General features: G+C 64.0%; 17 protein-coding genes and 2 tRNA genes. 17 read left to right on the top strand and 2 right to left on the bottom strand.

What is annotated here, in order from left to right; genetic code table 11:
* Position 1: 1 nt before the first annotated feature.
* On the bottom strand, positions 2-640 hold the full coding sequence (gene hisH / locus ACKI1H_RS02620; protein ID WP_081515338.1) for an imidazole glycerol phosphate synthase subunit HisH: 639 nt from the start codon (positions 638-640) through the stop codon (positions 2-4).
* A complete protein-coding gene (gene hisB, locus ACKI1H_RS02625; protein ID WP_015479330.1) occupies positions 640-1,233 on the bottom strand; it encodes an imidazoleglycerol-phosphate dehydratase HisB in 594 nt (197 codons plus the stop codon). Before hisB ends, hisH begins: the two co-directional genes overlap by 1 nt.
* Before the next feature lie 140 nt (positions 1,234-1,373).
* Between hisB and ACKI1H_RS02630 the strand changes: the two genes are divergently transcribed.
* From ACKI1H_RS02630 to ACKI1H_RS02710, 17 genes are all read left to right on the top strand, one after another.
* On the top strand, positions 1,374-1,772 hold the full coding sequence (locus ACKI1H_RS02630; RefSeq protein ID WP_440467593.1) for an acetyl-CoA sensor PanZ family protein: 399 nt from the start codon (positions 1,374-1,376) through the stop codon (positions 1,770-1,772).
* A 131-nt stretch (positions 1,773-1,903) separates the two neighbouring features.
* Complete coding sequence (locus tag ACKI1H_RS02635) at positions 1,904-4,132, top strand: AsmA family protein (RefSeq protein WP_440467594.1); 2,229 nt, start codon at positions 1,904-1,906, stop codon at positions 4,130-4,132.
* Positions 4,129-5,196, top strand: coding sequence for an A/G-specific adenine glycosylase (gene mutY / locus ACKI1H_RS02640; protein WP_138523700.1), 1,068 nt, complete (start codon positions 4,129-4,131; stop codon positions 5,194-5,196). The genes ACKI1H_RS02635 and mutY overlap by 4 nt, the downstream gene beginning before the upstream one ends.
* A complete protein-coding gene (locus tag ACKI1H_RS02645) occupies positions 5,193-5,465 on the top strand; it encodes an oxidative damage protection protein (protein WP_015479334.1) in 273 nt (90 codons plus the stop codon). The genes mutY and ACKI1H_RS02645 overlap by 4 nt, the downstream gene beginning before the upstream one ends.
* 78 nt (positions 5,466-5,543) lie before the next feature.
* Positions 5,544-5,619 (top strand) — tRNA-Phe (locus ACKI1H_RS02650).
* A 231-nt stretch (positions 5,620-5,850) separates the two neighbouring features.
* Complete coding sequence (locus ACKI1H_RS02655) at positions 5,851-8,181, top strand: LTA synthase family protein (RefSeq protein ID WP_138523704.1); 2,331 nt, start codon at positions 5,851-5,853, stop codon at positions 8,179-8,181.
* A 283-nt stretch (positions 8,182-8,464) separates the two neighbouring features.
* The gene (locus ACKI1H_RS02660; RefSeq protein ID WP_045215765.1) at positions 8,465-9,238 is read left to right on the top strand and encodes an ABC transporter ATP-binding protein; all 774 of its coding nucleotides are present in this window, start codon (positions 8,465-8,467) and stop codon (positions 9,236-9,238) included.
* Positions 9,239-9,252: 14 nt separating this feature from the next.
* On the top strand, positions 9,253-10,005 hold the full coding sequence (locus ACKI1H_RS02665) for an ABC transporter substrate-binding protein (RefSeq protein ID WP_138523706.1): 753 nt from the start codon (positions 9,253-9,255) through the stop codon (positions 10,003-10,005).
* Positions 10,006-10,061: 56 nt separating this feature from the next.
* Positions 10,062-10,757 (top strand): ABC transporter permease, encoded by a 696-nt coding sequence (locus tag ACKI1H_RS02670; RefSeq protein ID WP_138523708.1) that lies wholly within the window; start codon positions 10,062-10,064, stop codon positions 10,755-10,757.
* Entirely contained in the window at positions 10,754-11,446 is a 693-nt protein-coding gene (locus tag ACKI1H_RS02675; protein WP_138523710.1) for an ABC transporter permease, read from the top strand. The genes ACKI1H_RS02670 and ACKI1H_RS02675 overlap by 4 nt, the downstream gene beginning before the upstream one ends.
* A 32-nt stretch (positions 11,447-11,478) precedes the next feature.
* Complete coding sequence (locus ACKI1H_RS02680; protein WP_440467595.1) at positions 11,479-12,732, top strand: methyltransferase; 1,254 nt, start codon at positions 11,479-11,481, stop codon at positions 12,730-12,732.
* 389 nt (positions 12,733-13,121) lie between these two features.
* Complete coding sequence (locus ACKI1H_RS02685; RefSeq protein ID WP_138523720.1) at positions 13,122-13,595, top strand: MarR family winged helix-turn-helix transcriptional regulator; 474 nt, start codon at positions 13,122-13,124, stop codon at positions 13,593-13,595.
* Positions 13,592-15,079: an efflux transporter outer membrane subunit gene (locus ACKI1H_RS02690; protein WP_440467596.1), complete on the top strand. Its 1,488-nt coding sequence runs from the start codon at positions 13,592-13,594 to the stop codon at positions 15,077-15,079. The genes ACKI1H_RS02685 and ACKI1H_RS02690 overlap by 4 nt, the downstream gene beginning before the upstream one ends.
* Positions 15,080-15,093: 14 nt before the next feature.
* Complete coding sequence (locus tag ACKI1H_RS02695) at positions 15,094-16,278, top strand: HlyD family secretion protein (protein ID WP_440467597.1); 1,185 nt, start codon at positions 15,094-15,096, stop codon at positions 16,276-16,278.
* A 13-nt stretch (positions 16,279-16,291) separates the two neighbouring features.
* Positions 16,292-17,830: a DHA2 family efflux MFS transporter permease subunit gene (locus ACKI1H_RS02700; protein WP_440467598.1), complete on the top strand. Its 1,539-nt coding sequence runs from the start codon at positions 16,292-16,294 to the stop codon at positions 17,828-17,830.
* 74 nt (positions 17,831-17,904) lie between these two features.
* A tRNA-Thr gene (locus ACKI1H_RS02705) sits at positions 17,905-17,980 on the top strand.
* A gap of 241 nt (positions 17,981-18,221) precedes the next feature.
* Positions 18,222-19,661 carry a mannose-1-phosphate guanylyltransferase/mannose-6-phosphate isomerase gene (locus tag ACKI1H_RS02710; RefSeq protein WP_440467599.1) on the top strand — a complete coding sequence of 480 codons (1,440 nt, stop codon included), beginning with the start codon at positions 18,222-18,224 and terminating at the stop codon, positions 19,659-19,661.
* Positions 19,662-19,684 lie beyond the last annotated feature (23 nt).

Here is a 19,684-nt window from a genome sequence, read left to right on the forward strand (position 1 = left end):
CTTACCAGCGCCCGTCCCAGGCGGCGAAGTTCTGCAGTAGCTGCAGGCCATGGGTATGGCTCTTCTCCGGGTGGAACTGCACGGCGAAGCGCGAGCCATCGGCCAGCGCGGCGGCAAAGTCGACGCCGTAATGGCCGCGACCGACCACCTGGCGCGGATTGCCGGCCTGGATGTAGTAGCTGTGCACGAAGTAGAAGCGCGCACGGTCCGGGATGTCGTGCCACAGCGGGTGATCCACGCTCTGCGCCACTTCGTTCCAGCCCATGTGGGGCACCTTCAGATGCTCGCCGTCCTCGTGCAGGTCCTTGCCGAAGAAACGCACCTGGCCGGGGAACAGGCCGATGCAGTCGACGCCGTCGTTCTCTTCGCTGCGCTCCAGCAGCGCCTGCATGCCGACGCAGATGCCGAGGAACGGACGGTCCTGGCTGACCTCGCGCACTAGGCTGTCGAAGCCCAGGCGCTTGATCTCGGCCATGCAGTCGCGGATCGCGCCAACGCCGGGGAACACCACGCGGTCCGCCTCGCGGATCACGTTGGCGTCGCTGGTCACCAGCACACGCCCGGCGCCCACGCGCTCCAGCGCCTTGGACACCGAGTGCAGGTTACCCATGCCGTAGTCGATGACGGCTACCGTCTGCATTACAGGCACCCTTTGGTGGACGGCATCTGGCCGGCCATGCGCTCGTCCAGCTCGATGGCCATGCGCAGCGCGCGGCCGAAGGCCTTGAACACGGTCTCGATCTGGTGGTGAGTGTTATGCCCACGCAGGTTATCGATGTGCAGGGTGACGTTGGCGTGGTTGACGAAGCCCTGGAAGAACTCCATGAACAGGTCCACATCGAAGCCGCCGACGCTGGCACGGGTGAACGGCACGTGCATCTGCAGGCCGGGACGGCCGGAGAAGTCGATGACCACGCGCGACAAAGCCTCGTCCAGCGGCACATAGGCATGGCCGTAGCGGCGGATGCCTTTCTTGTCGCCGATGGCCTTGGCGAAGGCCTGGCCGAGGGTGATGCCGATGTCTTCGACGGTATGGTGGTCGTCGATATGCAGGTCGCCCTTGCACTCGATGTCCAGGTCGATCAGGCCGTGGCGGGCGATCTGGTCCATCATGTGCTCGAGGAAGGGAACCCCGGTATCGAAGCGGGCCTTGCCCGTTCCATCCAGGTCGATGGAAACCTTGATCTGGGTTTCCAGGGTGTCGCGCGCGACGGATGCCTTGCGTTCGGCCATCACCAGCTCCACAGCTAACACTGCACGTAATTATAAGAAGGGCCGGCATTATAGGCGCGCCGGGCGCTGCGCGGCTATGGGCGGTGGTCGGCGCTGGCCGATGGTCCTACACTGCGCGGCTCGCCTTTCGAGGATTGCCCATGCCCGTCGTCGTCCAGCACCTGACCCAGCCCAGCGAACAGGACCGTCAGGACCTGCTGAAGATCTACGCCGACGCGCCACAATGGCTGCTGGCACCCTTTGCCGATGCCGAGGAGCTGGTCACCCGCGGGCTTGCCGAGGGCCGGCTGCTCACCGGACGCTTCAACGACCGCCTGCTGGGTGCAGCCTGGATCGAGCGCGATGACGACACCTGGCGGCTGTCCCGCCTGTGCGTGCGTCAGCTCACCCGCAACCGCGGTGTGGCCCGGCGACTGCTGGAAGAGGCACAACGCCTGGCCATCCTGCAGGGCGCCGCGCTGCGACTGATCGCGGCTGCGGATCAACCACAAGCCGCTGATTTCGCGCATCACCTCGGGCTGACGCTGCAACCGGACTGAATCGGGAACCGAGCGCAAAGTCCCCGTTCAAACTCCGCAATACCCGCACCTTGCCTTCCGGGCTGGGGCGCCGTCGCGTCATTGGTATACTTTCTCGCCATTCCACCCGCCGCCTGAACAAGGACCCGTACATGAAAGCGTTCGGCAAAATCATCGGCATCGTTGCCCTGGTCCTGCTGCTGCTCATCGTCGCCGCCGGCTTCGTGCTGACCCATTTCTTCGATCCGAACGACTACAAGGACGAGATCCGCCAGCTTGCCCGGGACAAGGCCAACCTCGAGCTGAACCTCAAGGGTGACATCGGCTGGAGCCTGTTCCCCTGGCTGGGCCTGGAGCTGCATGACACCAGCGTGGCGAGCCTGCAGACGCCGGACAAGCCGTTCGCCGACGCGCAGCTGCTGGCCATGTCGGTGCGCGTACTGCCGCTGCTGCGCAAGGAAGTGCAGATGAGCGACATCCGGGTCGAAGGCCTGACCCTCTCCCTGAACAAGGACAAGAATGGCGTCGGCAACTGGGAAAGCATCGGCAAGCCCGCCCAGCCGGCCACCGGCACCACACCCGCCACACAACCCGCGCCCGTACCGAGCGAGCCGGCCAAGCCCACTGCCGGCGAAGGCCACCAGGCGATGAAGCTGGACATCGACAGCCTGAGCGTGAAGAACGCCCGCATCGATTACGCCGACGCACAGAGCGGCAAGAACTACAGCGTCGAAGGCATCGAACTGACCACCGGCGCCATCCGAGAAGGCAGCAATATCCCGATCAAGCTCAGCGCCTACCTGGGCACCAACCAGCCGGTGATCCGCGCCCGCACCGAGCTGACCGGTAGCCTGCGCTTTGACCGCGCCCTCAAGCGCTACCAGCTCGAAGACGCCAAGCTTTCCGGCGAAGTCTCTGGCGACCCGTTCCAGGGCAAGACTGCCAACTACAGCGCCCAGGGCCAACTGGTGCTCGATCAGGCCGCCCAGGTCGCCGAGTGGAACGGCCTGAAGGTCACCGTCAACCAGCTGCGCGCCCTTGGCGAGATCAAGGCCCGCGAACTGGATAAGGAGCCCAAGCTCGACGGCGGCCTGTCCCTGGCGCCGTTCAACCTGCGCGAATTTCTCGAAAGCATCGGCCAGCCCCTGCCGGAAATGGCCGACTCCACCACCCTGACCAGAGTGGAGCTGGCTACCCGCCTGAGCGGTAGCCGCAATAGCCTGACCCTGAACGACATCAAGCTGAAACTGGACGACAGCACCTTCAACGGCAACCTCGGTATCGCCGACTTCGGCAAGCAGGCCATTCGCGCCCAGCTCAACGGTGACAAGCTCAACCTCGACCGCTACCTGCCCGCCAAGGTCAAGAAGGCCCAGGAGGCCACCAACAGCGCGCGCAAAGCTGAAGTCGCCAACACCGAGCAAAGCGCCATCCAGGGTGACACCCCGCTGCCCAGCCAGCCGACCCAGCAGGCCTGGAGCGACGCCCCGCTACTGCCGGTTGCCCGCTTGCGCGCACTGGACCTGGACGCCAGCCTGAACCTCGGCCAGCTGACCCTGGACAAGCTGCCCATCGAGAACGCCGTGCTCAAGCTCCGCAGCCAAGGCGGCCTGATCAACCTCGACGACCTGCGCGGCGAGCTCTATGACGGCAAGTTCAACGCCAGCGCCACACTCGACGTGCGTCAGGACGTGCCGACCCTGCAGGCGAAAAAGCACATCGCCGACGTACCGGTGGAGCGCCTGCTCGAATCCCAGGGCCAGAAGCCGCCGGTGAAGGGCCTGTTGGACCTGGATGCCGACATCACCACCCAGGGCAATAGCCAGAAGGCCTGGATCGACAACCTCAACGGCACTGCGCACTTCGTCCTGACCCAGGGCGTGCTGCTCAACGCCAACCTCGAACAGCAACTGTGCCAAGGCATCGCCACGCTCAACCGCAAGTCGCTGACCGCCGAGCATGGCGGCAAGGACACGCCGTTCCGCGAGCTTCAGGGCAACCTGGTGTTCAAGAATGGCGTGGCCAGCAACCCGGACCTCAAGGCCAGCATCCCCGGCCTGACCGTCAAGGCCGATGGCGACCTGGACCTGCGCGTGCTGGGCATGGACTACCGCGTTGGCGTCACCATCGAAGGCGACAAGAGCGACATGCCCGACCCCGCCTGCGAAGTGAACAAGCGCTATGTCGGCATCGATTGGCCACTGCGCTGCCGCGGCCCGCTGGAACTGGGTGCCAAGGCCTGTCGCCTGGACAAGGACGGCATCGGCAAGATCGCCGCACGTTTGGCCGGGGACCGGCTGAACCAGAAACTCGAAGAGAAGCTCGGCGACAAGGTCAGTCCCGAACTCAAAGACGCACTCAAAGGGCTGTTCAAGAAGTGACCCCGCAAAGCTTCAACTCGGCCGTGCTCGACTGGTTCGACAGCCACGGCCGCCATGACCTGCCCTGGCAGCAGAACATCACGCCCTACCGGGTGTGGGTTTCTGAAATCATGCTGCAGCAGACCCAGGTCAGCACCGTGATGGGCTACTACGACCGCTTCATGACCGCGCTGCCGACGGTGGCTGATCTCGCCAACGCGCCGGAAGACGAAGTGCTGCACCTGTGGACGGGCCTGGGCTACTACACCCGAGCCCGCAACCTGCACAAGACGGCGAAGACGGTGATGGAGCAGCACGGCGGAGAATTCCCCCGTGACGTCGAGCAACTCGCCGAATTGCCCGGCATCGGCCGCTCCACCGCCGGCGCCATCGCCAGCATCTCCATGGGCCTGCGCGCGCCGATCCTCGACGGCAACGTCAAACGCGTGCTCGCTCGTTACATCGCCTGCGACGGCTATCCGGGCGAGCCCAAGGTGGCGAAGCTGCTGTGGGAGGCCGCCGAGCGCTTCACCCCACACGAGCGGGTCAACCACTACACCCAGGCAATGATGGACTTGGGCGCCACGCTCTGCACCCGCAGCAAGCCAAGTTGCCTGCTCTGCCCACTGCGCGAGGGCTGCCGTGCGCACTTCCTCGGCCGCGAGACCGACTTCCCGGTTTCCAAGCCGCGCAAGGCGCTGCCGCAGAAGCGCACGCTGATGCCGATCCTGGCCAACCGCGACGGCGACATCCTGCTCTACCGCCGCCCGTCGACCGGTCTCTGGGGGGGACTGTGGAGCTTTCCCGAACTGGACGACCTGGCTGCCCTCGCCCCACTCGCGCAGCAGCACGCCCTGCGCCTGGGCGAGCGCCGCGAGCTGCCCGGCCTGACCCATACCTTCAGCCATTTCCAGCTGGCCATCGAGCCCTGGCTGGTGCGCGTCGAGGACGCAGCCCCCGCCGTGGCCGAGGCCGACTGGCTCTGGTATAACCTCGCCACCCCGCCGCGGCTCGGCCTTGCCGCCCCGGTGAAGAAGCTGCTCAAACGAGCTGCCGACGTGTTGAACGCAGGAGAAATGTCATGACCCGACTGGTGATGTGCCGCAAATACAAAGAAGAGCTGCCCGGCCTCGATCGCGCGCCCTATCCCGGAGCGAAGGGCCAGGACATCTACGAGCACGTCTCGAAGAAAGCCTGGGACGAATGGCAGAAGCACCAGACCATGCTGATCAACGAGCGCCGCCTGAACATGATGAATGCCGAGGATCGCAAGTTCCTCACTGCCGAGATGGACAAGTTCCTCTCCGGCGAGGAATACGCGCAGGCCGAGGGCTACGTCCCGCCCAGCGCGTAAGTTTCGGTATTATTTGAAAAATTTTTTCGCGGCACGCTTGACACCCCTTCCGAAAACCCTTTTAATGCGCGCCACGTTGCCCAGGTAGCTCAGTTGGTAGAGCAGGGGATTGAAAATCCCCGTGTCGGCGGTTCGATTCCGTCCCTGGGCACCAAGCCTTCCGAAAAGCCCCTGAAATCGCGAGATTTCAGGGGCTTTTTCATTTCCCTCCGCACAAGTCACTCCCCCGCCCCAGCGCGCTCCCACGATTCGTATCGAATGTTTGCCTAAGTACAGTGTCTACTGGCACATAGCACGTCGATCTTTCAGAATCATGACCATCCGGGCGATTTCCACACTTCAGTGGGATACCCTCCGGGATTCGATGTTTCGTAGCGGAGTCACTGTGCGCAAACTCATAAGCTGGTGGAATTCCCGGGGTAACCTGGTTTCTCTGTCTGCCCTCTTCCTTCTGGTCCCGGTGATCGGCCGTTACAGCCTTGGCTGGGGCACGCCGCTGGGTTACCTGTCGGACCTCGCACTTGGCACCCTGCTGGTCGTCGCGTTGCACAACCGACGCCTGTTCATCGCCATTCCGGTCATGCTGATCTGGGCACTGTCGGTCATCGGCACCGCCGAGCTGGTCAGCGCCGTGGGCCGCATGCCCGCGCCGGAAGACCTGCATTTCCTCGCCGATCCGACCTTCGTCGCCAACTCCACCGAGGGCGGCGGCCTCAACCACCTGCACCTGGCGATCCTGATCGGCGCCGGCATCCTGCTCTGCGCACTGCTCTGGCGCCGCCGCGAAACGCCGCTGCCACGCTACGCCTATGCCGTGCCGGCCGCGCTGCTGGCCGCCCACGCCGGCGTGCAATACTTCCAGCCCAGCGATGCGGAGATGTGGAAGCAGTTCAACCTGCCGCACCAGCTTGTTTCACGCGCAGTCACCAGCGGCGAGATGGCCTATCAGGACTGGCGCGACCGCGACCAGCCGGAAGCCCGCCCGGATGTCACGGGCCTGACCCAGCACGACCTCAACGGCACTCCGCTGCTGGCCGGCCGCGGGCAGGCGAAGAACGTGCTGATCATCGCCATGGAAGGTATCCCCGGCGCCTACGTCGCCACCAACCGCGCCGCCCTGAGCAGCAGCTACGAAGAATCGATGATGCCGCGCCTGAGCACCTGGGCCGAGCGCGCCATGACCACCCCGGATTACGTGGTGCACAGCCACCAGACTATCCGCGGCCTCTACGCCATGCTCTGTGGCGACTACAGCAAGCTGGACAACGGCACGCCCAAGGGTGTCGAACTGCTGGGCAACCCGACCCGCGCCGCCGAATGTCTGCCGGCGCAGATGCACCAGGCCGGCTTCAGCACCCACTTCCTACAGGGCGCCGGGCTGCGCTTCATGGCCAAGGACAAGGTCATGCCGGCCATGGGCTTCGACAAGACCCTGGGCCGTGACTGGTTCAAGAAAAAACCGTACCTGGAGTTCGCCTGGGGCATGGATGACAAGGCCTTCTTCGAAGGTGCGCTGGACTATGTCGGCCAGCTGCGCCAGAAGAAGCAGCCGTGGATGCTCACCTTGCTCACCGTCGGCACACACCAGCCGTATTCGGCCACTCCCGAATACCTGGCCAAATACCCGACCCCGCGCCAGGCCGCCATCGCCTACCTGGACGACGCCGTCGACGCCTTCCTCAAGGGTCTGGAAGAAAAAGGCGTGCTCAAGGACACCCTGGTGATCGTCACCTCCGACGAATCCCACGGTATCGACAACGTGCGCCTTGCCTCGGCCTGGGGCCTGAACCTGATTCTTGCACCGGAACAGGCCGCTCTGCCGCCGGTGAAGGCCGGCGTCTACGGCCACGTTGACCTGGAGTCCTCGGTGCTCGACTACTTCGCGATCAAGGCGCCGCAGGATATCGCCGGCCGCTCGCTGTTCCGCGACTACACCACCGGCCGCGAGATGGTGTCCTTCACCAACGGCATGCAGCGCTACCACGACGGCAAGGGCAACTTCACCGAATGCGACTTCCAGCAGGTCTGCCGGCGCTACAAGAGTGACGGCTTCATTGCCGACACCGCCAAGTTCGAAGGCCGCTTCAGTGGTCGCGACGCTCGCCTGATGACCGCCCGCGCGGACATTCTCGACCAGTCGGTGACCAAGGCGCAGTCGGCCCGCGAATACCAGTTCGCGACCAAGGAGCGCATCCGGCTGAAGCCGCAGATCGACAATGAGTACACCGACAACCTGATCGGCGCACAGTATCTGGAGTTTCCGGCCAACACCCACACCACAGTGCGCCTGAAGATCCGCGCCATCCAGATGGACGCCAATGGCGCGAAAGTGACGCTCAAGACGCGCTCCTTCGAGAAGCCAGTGCCTATCGAGATGCCCGAATTCCCGCTGGTGAAACGCAACCAGCCGCTGGAGGTGACCTTCGGCTTCGACAACGAGGAAGCGCGCAAGGCGTTCTCCTTCCACCTGCTCGCCGAGGGCAAGGGCGTCATCGAGATCACCGATTTCCACGTGCTGACCCAGCCGCGCAAATCGACGATCAACGCCACCGAAGCCGGTGGTACGGGGCTCGCCGACGCCAAGCTCCTGCCGATTCCGCGACTGTCCGGGCACCCGAACCTGATGGCCAGCCAGCCGCCGGAATCCCAGGACGACATCACCCCCGCCGAAGCCATCGAAGATCCGAGCCCGCAACTGCGACAGATGATGCAGTAACCCCAACCGGCGGCCCCAGGGCCGTCGGACTTTTAACGGCCGGCCTAAACTGGCACTATCCCGCCCCCGCGCCATCAGCCGACGCCCCGATCCAGCGCGGCTAGTTCAGCCCAGGCGACAACGCCGAGCGGCAATGCGACAACTTGCCACTACAGCCGACGACCGCGGCAGATGGGCGCTTGGCGCACTCCAGAGTGCGTGTTAGGTTGCCCCTCGCCAGGATGGCCCCGATTCTGCAGTGACCTGCTGCGAAAGCGTCCGAATAACAATAGAGGAGCCCCCTATGGCCACGGCCATACCCGCACTGGAAATCCGTAACCTGCACAAGCGTTACGGTGACCTGGAAGTGCTCAAAGGCATTTCCCTGACCGCCCGCGACGGCGATGTGATTTCCATTCTCGGCTCCTCCGGTTCCGGTAAATCCACGTTCCTGCGCTGCATCAACCTGCTGGAGAACCCGCACCAGGGCCAGATTCTGGTCGCCGGTGAAGAACTCAAGCTGAAGAAAACCAAGGACGGCTCGCTGGTCGCCTCGGACAACAAGCAGATCAACCGTCTGCGCAGCGAACTGGGCTTCGTCTTCCAGAACTTCAACCTCTGGCCGCACATGAGCATCCTCGACAACATCATCGAGGCACCGCGTCGTGTACTGGGCAAGACCAAGGCCGAAGCCACCGAGATTGCCGAGGCCCTGCTGGCCAAGGTCGGCATCTCCGACAAGCGCCACAGCTTCCCCGCGCAGCTTTCCGGTGGTCAGCAGCAACGCGCCGCCATCGCCCGCACCCTGGCGATGCAGCCCAAGGTCATCCTCTTCGATGAGCCAACGTCGGCACTGGACCCGGAAATGGTCCAGGAAGTGCTTAACGTTATCCGCGCGCTCGCCGACGAGGGTCGCACCATGCTGCTGGTGACCCATGAAATGAACTTTGCCCGCCAGGTATCCAGCGAGGTGGTGTTCCTCCACCAGGGCCTGGTAGAAGAGCAGGGACCGCCGCAGCAGGTATTTGACAACCCGCAATCGGCACGCTGTAAACAATTCATGTCCAGCCACCGCTAACGGAGCATCACTGCATGAACAACTATAAGAAGATCGTTCTGGCTATCGCGGCCACCTTCGCACTGGGGAGCCAGGCCATCGCCGCAGACAAACTGCGCATCGGTACCGAAGGCGCCTACCCGCCCTTCAACGGCATCGACGCCAGCGGCCAGGTCGTCGGTTTCGATATCGAGATCGGCAAGGCGCTGTGCGCCAAGATGAAGACCGAGTGCGACGTCGTCACCTCCGACTGGGACGGCATCATCCCGGCCCTGAACGCCAAGAAGTTCGACTTCATCGTCGCCTCCATGTCGATCACCGACGAGCGCAAACAGGCAGTCGACTTCACCAACCCCTACTACACCAACAAGCTGCAGTTCGTGGCGCCCAAGTCGACCGACTTCAAGACCGACAAGGGCTACCTGAAAGGCAAGGTGATCGGTGCCCAGCGCGCGACCATCGCGGGTACCTGGCTGGAGGACAACATGTCCGACACCGTCACCATCAAGCTGTACGACACCCAGGAAAACGCCTACCTCGACCTGTCCTCGGGCCGCCTCGATGGCGTGCTGGCCGACAAGTTCGTGCAGTACGACTGGCTGAAGAGCGATGCCGGCAAGGACTTCGAGTTCAAAGGCGAGCCGGTGTTCGACAACGACAAGATCGGCATCGCCGTGCGCAAGGGCGACCCGCTACGTGACAAGCTGAACGCCGCTCTGAAGGAAATCGTCGACGACGGTACCTACAAGAAGATCAACGACAAGTACTTCCCCTTCAGCATCTACTGATGCACGTGCCGCGCCGCCCCTTGCCGGGCGGCGCGCGCCTTCAGGCGTGACTCCCCATGATTTTCGACCTGCACGGCTTTGGCGATCAGTTGATCGCCGGCACCTGGATGACGCTCAAGCTTTCGCTCGCCGCAGTCTGCGTGGGACTGATCCTCGGCTTGCTCGGCGCCGTCGCCAAGACCTCGAAGAACAGCTTCCTGCGCATGCTCGGGGGTTTCTACACCACCGTAGTGCGCGGCGTACCCGAGACACTCTGGGTATTGATGATCTATTTCGGCACCGTGGCCGGCCTGAACGCCATTGGTGACCTGTTCGGCTATCCCGAATTCGCTCTGTCGCCATTCGCGGCGGGCACCTGTGCCCTGGGCCTGTGCTTTGGCGCCTACGCCACCGAAGTCTTCCGTGGCGCACTGCTGGCGATCCCCAAAGGCCACCGCGAGGCTGGCCAGGCACTGGGCCTCTCCGCCCCGCGCATCTTCTGGCGCATCGTGCTGCCGCAGGTATGGCGCGTAGCGCTGCCGGGCCTGGGCAACCTCTATCTGATTCTGCTGAAGGACACCGCGCTGGTTTCGCTGATCACCCTCGACGAAATCATGCGCAAGGCCCAGGTTGCTTCCAATGCGACCAAGGAACCTTTCACCTTCTACATGACCGCGGCCTTCATCTACCTGGGCCTGACCGTCTTCATCATGGCCGCCCTGCATTTCCTCGAGCGTCGCGCCGGCCGTGGCTTCGTGAGGAATGAGCTATGACCGATCTCGAGCTGATCCTCAAATGGATGCCGAAGATGCTCCAGGGCGCCACCCTGACCCTGGAGCTGCTGGCCATTGCCGTGGTCGCCGGCCTGTGCCTCGCCGTACCGCTGGGCATTGCCCGCGCTTCGCGGCACTGGTATGTGCGCGCCGTACCCTACGCCTACATCTTCTTCTTCCGCGGCACACCACTGCTGCTGCAGCTGTTCATCGTCTACTACGGCTTCGCCCAGTTCGAGAGCGTTCGCAAGGGGCCGCTCTGGCCGTATCTGCGCGATCCCTACTGGTGCGCCCTGCTGACCATGACGCTGCACACCGCGGCCTACATCGCCGAGATCCTGCGTGGTGCCATCCACGCCATCCCGGTGGGTGAAGTGGAAGCCGCCCGCGCGCTGGGCATGTCCCGTCGCCAAGCACTGTTCCACATCATCCTGCCGCGCGCCGCGCGCATCGCCATGCCGGCCTACAGCAACGAGGTGATCCTCATGCTCAAGGCCAGCGCCGTGGTGTACACCGTGACCCTGTTCGACATCATGGGCATGACCCGCACCATCATCGCGCGCACCTACGAGGCCATGCTGTTCTTCTGCCTCGCCGGCCTGTTCTACCTGGTCATCACCCTGCTGCTGACCCGCATCTTCCGCCTGCTGGAACGCTGGCTGAAAGTGGACTCCATGCAGGGCCGCTGACCGGCGCACCGCTCGCCCACGGGGCCGCTATAATGCGCACCCCGTGGCTTCCTTCCCTTCGCACCGTGCCCCCGAACGATACTCCCCTGACCGGCTCCGACCTGCTCCAGCGCTTCCAGGCTCTGGATGGGTTCCTGCTAGATCATCAGGCGCTGTGGCGGCCGAAGCCCTTCACGGAACTGGAGGTTCCCTGGGAGCGCGATCACCCCGAACTGGCCACCTGGCTGCGCAGTCGCAGCCTCGAGGACGCCGATGCGGCGCATAACACGCCTGAGCAGCTCGACGCTCCCGCCCCCTTCCCCGCACTGGCCGCCACCGCCGCGCAGCTGTCCGCCGTTGGCGAACTCCCGGCAACGCCACTGGGCAAGCTGCCGAACCAACTGACGGTCGATGTCCCCGGCCGAAAGTGGCAACAGATCGAAGCCTTCGCCAGCCACCTGGATTTCGCCGAAGCACCGCAACAATGGCTCGACTGGTGCGCCGGCAAAGGCCATCTTGGCCGCCTGCTGGCTCGCGACGGCAAGCCGCTGCTGAGCCTGGAGTTCGACAAATCCCTGGTGGAAGATGGCCAACGCCTGAGCGACCGGCTTCAGCTTCACGCCCGACATCGCCAGCAGGACGTGCTAGCACCCGACGCCCACCAGCACCTGCAAGCCGAGCACACGGCTGTCGCCCTGCACGCCTGCGGCAACCTGCACGTGCGCCTGCTGCAGCTCGCCAGCGCCCAGGGCTGCCGTCAGCTCGCAGTGGCACCCTGCTGCTACAACCGCATCGATAGCGAGCACTACCAGCCGCTCTCGACCGCCGCGCAAGGCTCCGCTCTACTGCTCTCGCGGGACGACCTGCGCTTGCCGCTCGCCGAAACCGTGACCGCTGGCGCCCGCGTGCGCCGCCAGCGCGACGAATCAATGGCGCGGCGACTGGCATTCGACCTGCTGCAACGGGAAGTCCGCCGCAGCCACGACTACCTGACCACTCCTTCAGTGTCGCCAATCTGGTTGGACAAGCCATTCGCCGACTACTGCTGCGACCTCGCCGCCCTCAGGGGGCTCGACCTGCCTGCTGGGACGGACTGGCAGAAACTGGAGGCACGGGGCTGGCAGCGCCTGGCCCAGGTTCGCAACCTTGAACTGGTGCGCGGGCTGTTCCGCCGCCCCATGGAGCTGTGGCTGTTGCTCGACCGCGCGTTATTCCTCGAGGAACAGCGCTATCGCGCCACCCTGGGCGCCTTCTGCGCCACCCGGATGACCCCTCGCAACCTGCTGTTGCTGGCTGAGCGCACCTGAGACGGGCGTTCCAGCGCTTCACCCACAGACCTTGTGGATAACTCTGTTCGTAACCCAGGAAGAACCCTCCCTGACTGACCGGCCAGACCGCCTCGCTGCGATCTGGTCATTTTTTGTACATATGAATTAAATACTTAAAAAACAGCAAGTTACGAAACTTCGTGATTGCTATCACATCTCATATGCAATTTCTGCCCTAAAGCTTTCCCCCTTGTGCATAAAGAGCCGAGGGCGGCGTAGGAAATCAGCCATCCCTGTTGCCATTCCTGCTCCAATAGCGCCTGGCGGAACGGATTGTTGCGCAATCGCGACAATAGAATCTTGTCAATCGCTGCCTAGGCAGTATCATTTCGAAACATTTCACTGCCTAAGCAGCTATCTGTTTTGACATGAATCACTACGACGTCGCGGATTTTCCGTTCAAAGGCTCCATCGGCCAATTGCTGGGCGCCACCGCCATCCTCAAGGACCGCCTGCTGGACAAACACCTGGCACATCTGGACATCACCGCCGCGCAGTTCAAGGTGCTGTTCTTCATCGGCAACGACCGCGCCAACACCCCGGCCGAGCTGTGCCGCGAGCTGTCCATCGACAGCGGCTCCATGACTCGCATGCTCGATCGCCTCGCGCGCAAGGACCTGCTGCTCCGTGAGCCCTGCCAGAACGACCGCCGTAGCGTGCGCCTGAGCCTGAGCACTGCCGGACAGGCCGTGAACGACGAGGCCCCGCGCATCGCCGCCGCAGCCATGAACGAACTGGTTGGCGGCCTGTCCCGTGACGAGCTGCAGACCCTTACCGGCCTGCTCGACAAGATCCTGCGCGCCCACGGCGCCGCGGCCCATTGCGCGGCGCAGGAGAAATGAACATGAACCACCTTCGCACTGCCCTGCTGCCGGCCGCCGTATTTGCCGCCGTGCTGGGACTCTCCGGCTGCGTCAGCTACACGGGGCTGACCACCAGCGGCAAGGCAACCGACCCTGCCAGCCTGAAGGCCGGCATCAGCCTCGACGGCGCCCCGCTATCCGCCGCCTCGTGGCCCAGCGATCACTGGTGGAGCAGCCTGGGCGACCCACAACTGGACAGCCTGATCGGCGAAGCCCTGCGCGGCACGCCGGACCTGGATATCGCCAGCGCCCGCGCCCGCCAGGCTATTGCCGCCGCACAAGGGCAGGACGCCGAACGCATGCCCAGCGTGAAGGGTACTGCCAGCTACGCTGGCATCCGCGCACCGGAAAGCGTCCTGCCGGCACCGACCGGCGGCCGTTACTCGGCGGTGAAATACCTGTCGCTGAGCTTCAGCTACGACCTCGATCTCTGGGGCGGCCAGCGCGACGCCTGGGAAGCCGCTCTCGGCCAGGCCAACGCCGCCGAAGTCGACCGCCAGGCCGCCTCGATCACGCTCTCCACCAATGTCGCCCGCGCTTACAGCAACCTGGCCCACGCCTTCGTCGCCCGCGACCTGGCCAAAGACGAACTGGATCGCTCGCAGCACCTCTTCCAGCTCAGCCAGAAGCGCATGGACGCCGGCCTGGACAGCAAGGTCCAGCTGCAACAGACGCAGTCCCAGGTCGCCAGCGCCAAGCAGCAGTTGGCCGCTGCTGACCAGGAGATCGCCAGCGATCGCATTGCCCTCGCCGTCCTGCTCGGCCAGGGTCCGGATCGCGGCCAGGAGCTGCAGCGCCCGCAGGTACTCAAGCCCGGCGCGCTGAGCCTTCCATCGAACCTGCCGGCCGAGCTGCTGGGGCGCCGCCCGGACATCGTCGCCGCCCGCTGGCGCGTCGAGGCGACATCGAAAAGCATCGACTCGGCGAAGACCGAGTTCTATCCCAATGTGAACCTGGGGGCGATGGTCGGTCTGGCCGCCCTGCACACCAGCGACGTGCTGAAGGCACCGAGCCGGTTCTTCCAGATCGCCCCGGCCATCTCCCTGCCAATCTTCGATGGCGGCCGTCTGCGCGCCAACCTCGCCGGGAAGGACGCCGACTACGACCTGGCCGTCGCCCAGTACAACAAGACGCTGGTCAACGCCCTCGGCGAGGTCACCGACGACCTCGGCAAGCTGCGCTCGCTGGAGCAGCAGATCGACGACCAGCGCGATGCCCGCGACATCGCCAAATCCAACTTCGACCTGGCCATGCGCCGTTACGGCGAAGGCGTCGGCAACTACCTCGACGCCCTCAGCGTGCAGCAGCAACTGCTCCTCGCCGAACGCCAGCTGGCCAACCTGGATGCCGAGCGCATTGATCTCTCGGTGCAACTGATCCAGGCCCTGGGCGGTGGCTACCAGCCCGACACCACTTTCACTCCCGCCCCGCTCGCCCAGGCAAGCGCGGCCGCCGCGCACTGAACGAGGCACCCGACATGAGCACCACCACCCAAGAAACCCCGAACGGCAATCCCAAGCGCAAGCGCTGGCTGCTGATCCTGCTCGCCGTCGTCATCCTCGCCGGCCTCGCCAGCGTCGCCTGGGAGGTCCTCTACGGCCGCTGGCACGAGGACACCGACGATGCCTACGTGAACGGCAACGTCGTGCAGATCACCCCGCAGATCACCGGCACCGTGGTCAGCATCGGCGCCGATGACGGCGACCTGGTGCACAAGGGTCAAGTGCTGGTGAAGTTCGACCCCAGTGATGCCGACATCGCCCTGCAGCAGGCCGAAGCCAACCTCGCGCGCACCGTGCGCCAGGTACGCGGGCTATTCAGCAATGTCGACGGCTACAAGGCCGACGTCGCCACGAAGAAAGTCGCCCTGGCCAAGGCCGAGGCCGACTTCAAGCGCCGCCAGAACCTCGCCAATGACGGCGCCATCTCCCAGGAAGAACTGGCCCACGCCCGCGACGCCCTGGACACCGCGCGCAGCTCGCTGACCAACTCCGAGCAGCAACTGGACACCAACCGTGCACTGGTCGACGACACCGTGATCGCCTCTCACCCGGACGTCAAAGCCGCCGCCGCCAAGCTGCGCCAGGCCTACCTGGACGACGCCCGTGCGGTGATCATCGCGCCGGTCACCGGCTACGTCGCCAAACGCACCGTGCAGGTCGGCCAGCGCGTTCAGCCTGGTGCTGCGCTGATGGCGGTGATCCCGCTGGACCAGGTGTGGATCGACGCCAACTTCAAGGAAACCCAGCTCAAGCACATGCGCATCGGCCAGCCGGTGGAGATCCGCTCTGACCTCTATGGCAGCGAAGTGAAGTACTCCGGCACCGTCGACAGCCTCGGCGTCGGCACCGGCAGCGCCTTCTCCCTGCTACCGGCGCAGAACGCCACCGGCAACTGGATCAAGATCGTCCAGCGCGTGCCGGTACGCATCCGCGTCAATGCCGAGGAATTGGCAAAGAACCCGCTGCGCATTGGCCTGTCCATGGACGTCAATGTCAGCCTGCATGACCAGAGCGGCCCGGCCCTCGCCCAGCAGCCCCCACACGAGGCGGTGTTCTCCACCGACGTGTACCAGGAGCAACTGGCCTCAGCCGACCAGCTGATCGAGAAGCTGATCCAGGCCAACCTGGCCGACGCCAACCACCGCACCGCGCAGCGCTGATCCGACTGCAATCATGAGCCAGCCCAACAGCAGCAGTTTCAGCCCACCCAGCCTGGTCATGGCCACCATCGGCCTTTCGCTGGCGACCTTCATGCAGGTGCTGGACACCACCATCGCCAACGTCGCCCTGCCGACCATCTCCGGCAATCTCGGGGTGAGCTCCGAGCAGGGCACCTGGGTCATCACCTCCTTCGCGGTGAGCAACGCCATCGCCCTGCCGCTCACCGGCTGGCTCAGCCGCAAGGTCGGCGAGGTGCGCCTGTTCATCGCCGCCACGCTGCTCTTCGTGATCGCCTCCTTCCTCTGCGGCGTCGCGCAGCAAATGGGCATGCTGGTCGGCTTCCGAGCCATCCAGGGCTTCGTCGCCGGGCCGCTCTACCCGATCACCCAGACCCTGCTGATCTCCATCTATCCCCCGGCGAAAAGGGGGATGGCACTGGCACTGCTGGCGATGGTGACGGTGGTGGCACCCATCGCCGGGCCGATCCTTGGCGGCTGGATCACCGACAGCTACAGTTGGCCGTGGATCTTCTTCATCAACGTGCCCATCGGCCTGTTCGCCGCCATGGTCGTCTATCAGCAGCTGCGCGCCCGCCCAGTGGTGATCAAGCACGCACCCATGGACTACATGGGCCTGGCAATGCTGGTGATCGGCGTCGGCGCCCTGCAGATCGTGCTCGACAAGGGTAACGACCTGGACTGGTTCGAATCCGGCTTCATCATCGGCGGCACTGTGATCGCGGTCATAGCCCTGGCGGTGTTCGTGATCTGGGAGCTGACCGACAAACACCCGATCGTCAATCTGCGACTGTTCGTGCACCGCAACTTCACTGTGGGAACCCTGGCGCTGGTCGGCGGCTACGCTGGCTTCTTCGGCATGAACCTCCTGCTACCGCAGTGGCTGCAGACCCAGATGGGCTACACCGCCACCTGGGCAGGGCTGGCAGCCGCACCGATCGGCATCCTGCCGGTATTCCTCTCACCGCTCGTCGGCCGCTACGCGAACAACTTCGACCTGCGTCTGCTGGCGGGGCTGGCTTTCCTCGCGATGGCGGCGACCTGTTTCATGCGCGCCGACTTCACCACCGAAGTCGACTACCTGCACATCGCCCTGGTGCAGCTCTTCATGGGGCTGGGCGTGGCCTTCTTCTTCATGCCGATCCTGAGCATCCTGCTCTCCGACCTGCCACCGGACCAGATCGCCGACGGCTCCGGCCTTGCAACCTTCCTACGGACCCTGGCAGGCAGCTTCGCCGCATCGCTCACCACCTGGATCTGGAATCGCCGCGCCACCATGCACCACGCCTACCTGACGGAGAACATCAGCCAGTACGACCCAGCCACCCGCGCCACCGTCGAACAGCTTGGAGGCCCCGGCCAACATAGCGCTGCGCTGCTGGAACGGATGGTGGAAAGCCAGGCCTACATGATCAGCACCATCGACTACTTCACCCTCCTCGGCTGGGTCTTTCTGGCGATGCTGGTGGTCATCTGCCTGGCCAAACCGCCTTTCGGCGCCAAGCCCGGCGCAGCGGCTGCTGGCGGACACTGACCCAAACTGCGGATCATTCTGACAAATCAGTGGTTTACACCCCGGGCGCCGTGGCTATAATGGCGCCCCTCCTTGCCGGTATAGCTCAGCTGGTAGAGCAACTGACTTGTAATCAGTAGGTCCCGGGTTCGACTCCTGGTGCCGGCACCATCTCCTCAAAAGCCCACCCGTCGGTGGGCTTTTGCGTTCTGGAACCAAAACACCTCCAGCACGATCCAATTCCTAGTTAACTCTGTGCCCCATATCAAATCGGCGGATTCACTATGAGCTCCCCGCCCCATTTTGGTAGTCTTAAACATTCGACTGCCAACTGCCCGACGCGACCGGCCTGAACCGGAGTGCAAGCAGCCAGACGATGCGGCGTAGGATGTCATTTGCAAAGGAATATTGATTGATGTTGATCCCAGTGATCATTTGTGGCGGCGCAGGCAGCCGGCTGTGGCCCGTTTCGCGCGAAGCGCACCCCAAGCCCTTCATGCCCCTCCCCGATGGGCAGAACCTTCTGCAGAAGACACTGCTGCGAGCCCTCGCCCTGGATGGCGTGACCGAAGTGATGACGGTCACCAACCGCGAGCTGTTCTTCAAGACCGAAGACGAGTACCGCGCACTGAAGCCGCAAGCTCAATGCCTGAGCTATGTGCTCGAGCCTTTCGGCCGCAATACCGCCGCCGCTGTTCTCTCAGCCGCGCTGCAGCTGGATCAGGCTCACGGACCTGAGGCATTGATGCTGGTATTGCCAGCCGACCATCTAATCAAGCATAACGACGCATTTGCCGAGGCTGTCGCCAATGCAGCGCGCCTGGCTGCCGCCGGCTGGCTGGTGACCTTTGGCATACAACCGCAGTACCCGGAAACCGGCTTCGGCTACATCGAGAGCGACAGCGATGCCCTGGAAGGCGGCCTCAAGGTCAAACGCTTCGTAGAGAAGCCCAGCCAGGAGAAGGCCGAGGAGTATCTCGCGGCGGGTAACTACTTCTGGAACTCCGGCATGTTCTGCTTCCGCGTAGGCACCCTGCTTGACGAGATGAAGGCTCATGCCCCGGAGGTCCATGACGCCGTAGCGGCCACGCTGAAGCAGTCACGCCTGACGGAAGCCGCCGCGCACCGTTGCCTGTCGCTGGAAGGCGAGCTGTTCAAGAACGTCCCCGACATTTCCATCGACTATGCGCTGATGGAGCGCTCGGCCAAGGTCGCCACCGTGCCCTGCAACCTGGGATGGAGCGACATCGGCTCCTGGAACGCACTGAGCGAGCTCACACCCGAAGACGAGGCCGGCAATCGCTTTGAGGGTGAAGTCCTGATCCATGGCGCCAATAACAACTATGTGCACAGCCCGGAGCGTCTCGCCGCCCTGGTCGGTGTTCAGAACCTGATCGTCGTCGATACACCGGACGCCCTGCTGATCGCTCACAAGGAGCACACCCAGGATGTCAAACAGATTGTCGCCCAGCTGAAGAAGAGCGGCCACAGCGCGCATCTGCTGCATCGGACGGTACACCGCCCTTGGGGTACTTACACGACCCTCGAGGAAGGCCATCGCTTCAAGATCAAGCGCATTGTGGTCAAGCCAGGTGCTTCGCTGTCACTGCAGATGCACCATCACCGCAGCGAGCACTGGATCGTGGTCACCGGCATGGCCAAGGTGGTCAATGGCGAGAGCACCATGATGCTCAACAGCAACGAGTCGACCTTCATTCCGGCCGGACACAGGCACCGTCTGGAAAACCCTGGCGTGATCGATCTGGTGTTGATCGAAGTGCAGAGTGGTGATTACCTTGGCGAAGACGATATTGTCCGCTTTCAGGATAATTACGGACGGGTGAGCAGTTAAAAAACAAGCAAGCACTCTATAAT

This window comes from Pseudomonas sp. YH-1 (genome assembly GCF_051990045.1).
Lineage (GTDB): Bacteria > Pseudomonadota > Gammaproteobacteria > Pseudomonadales > Pseudomonadaceae > Pseudomonas > Pseudomonas nicosulfuronedens.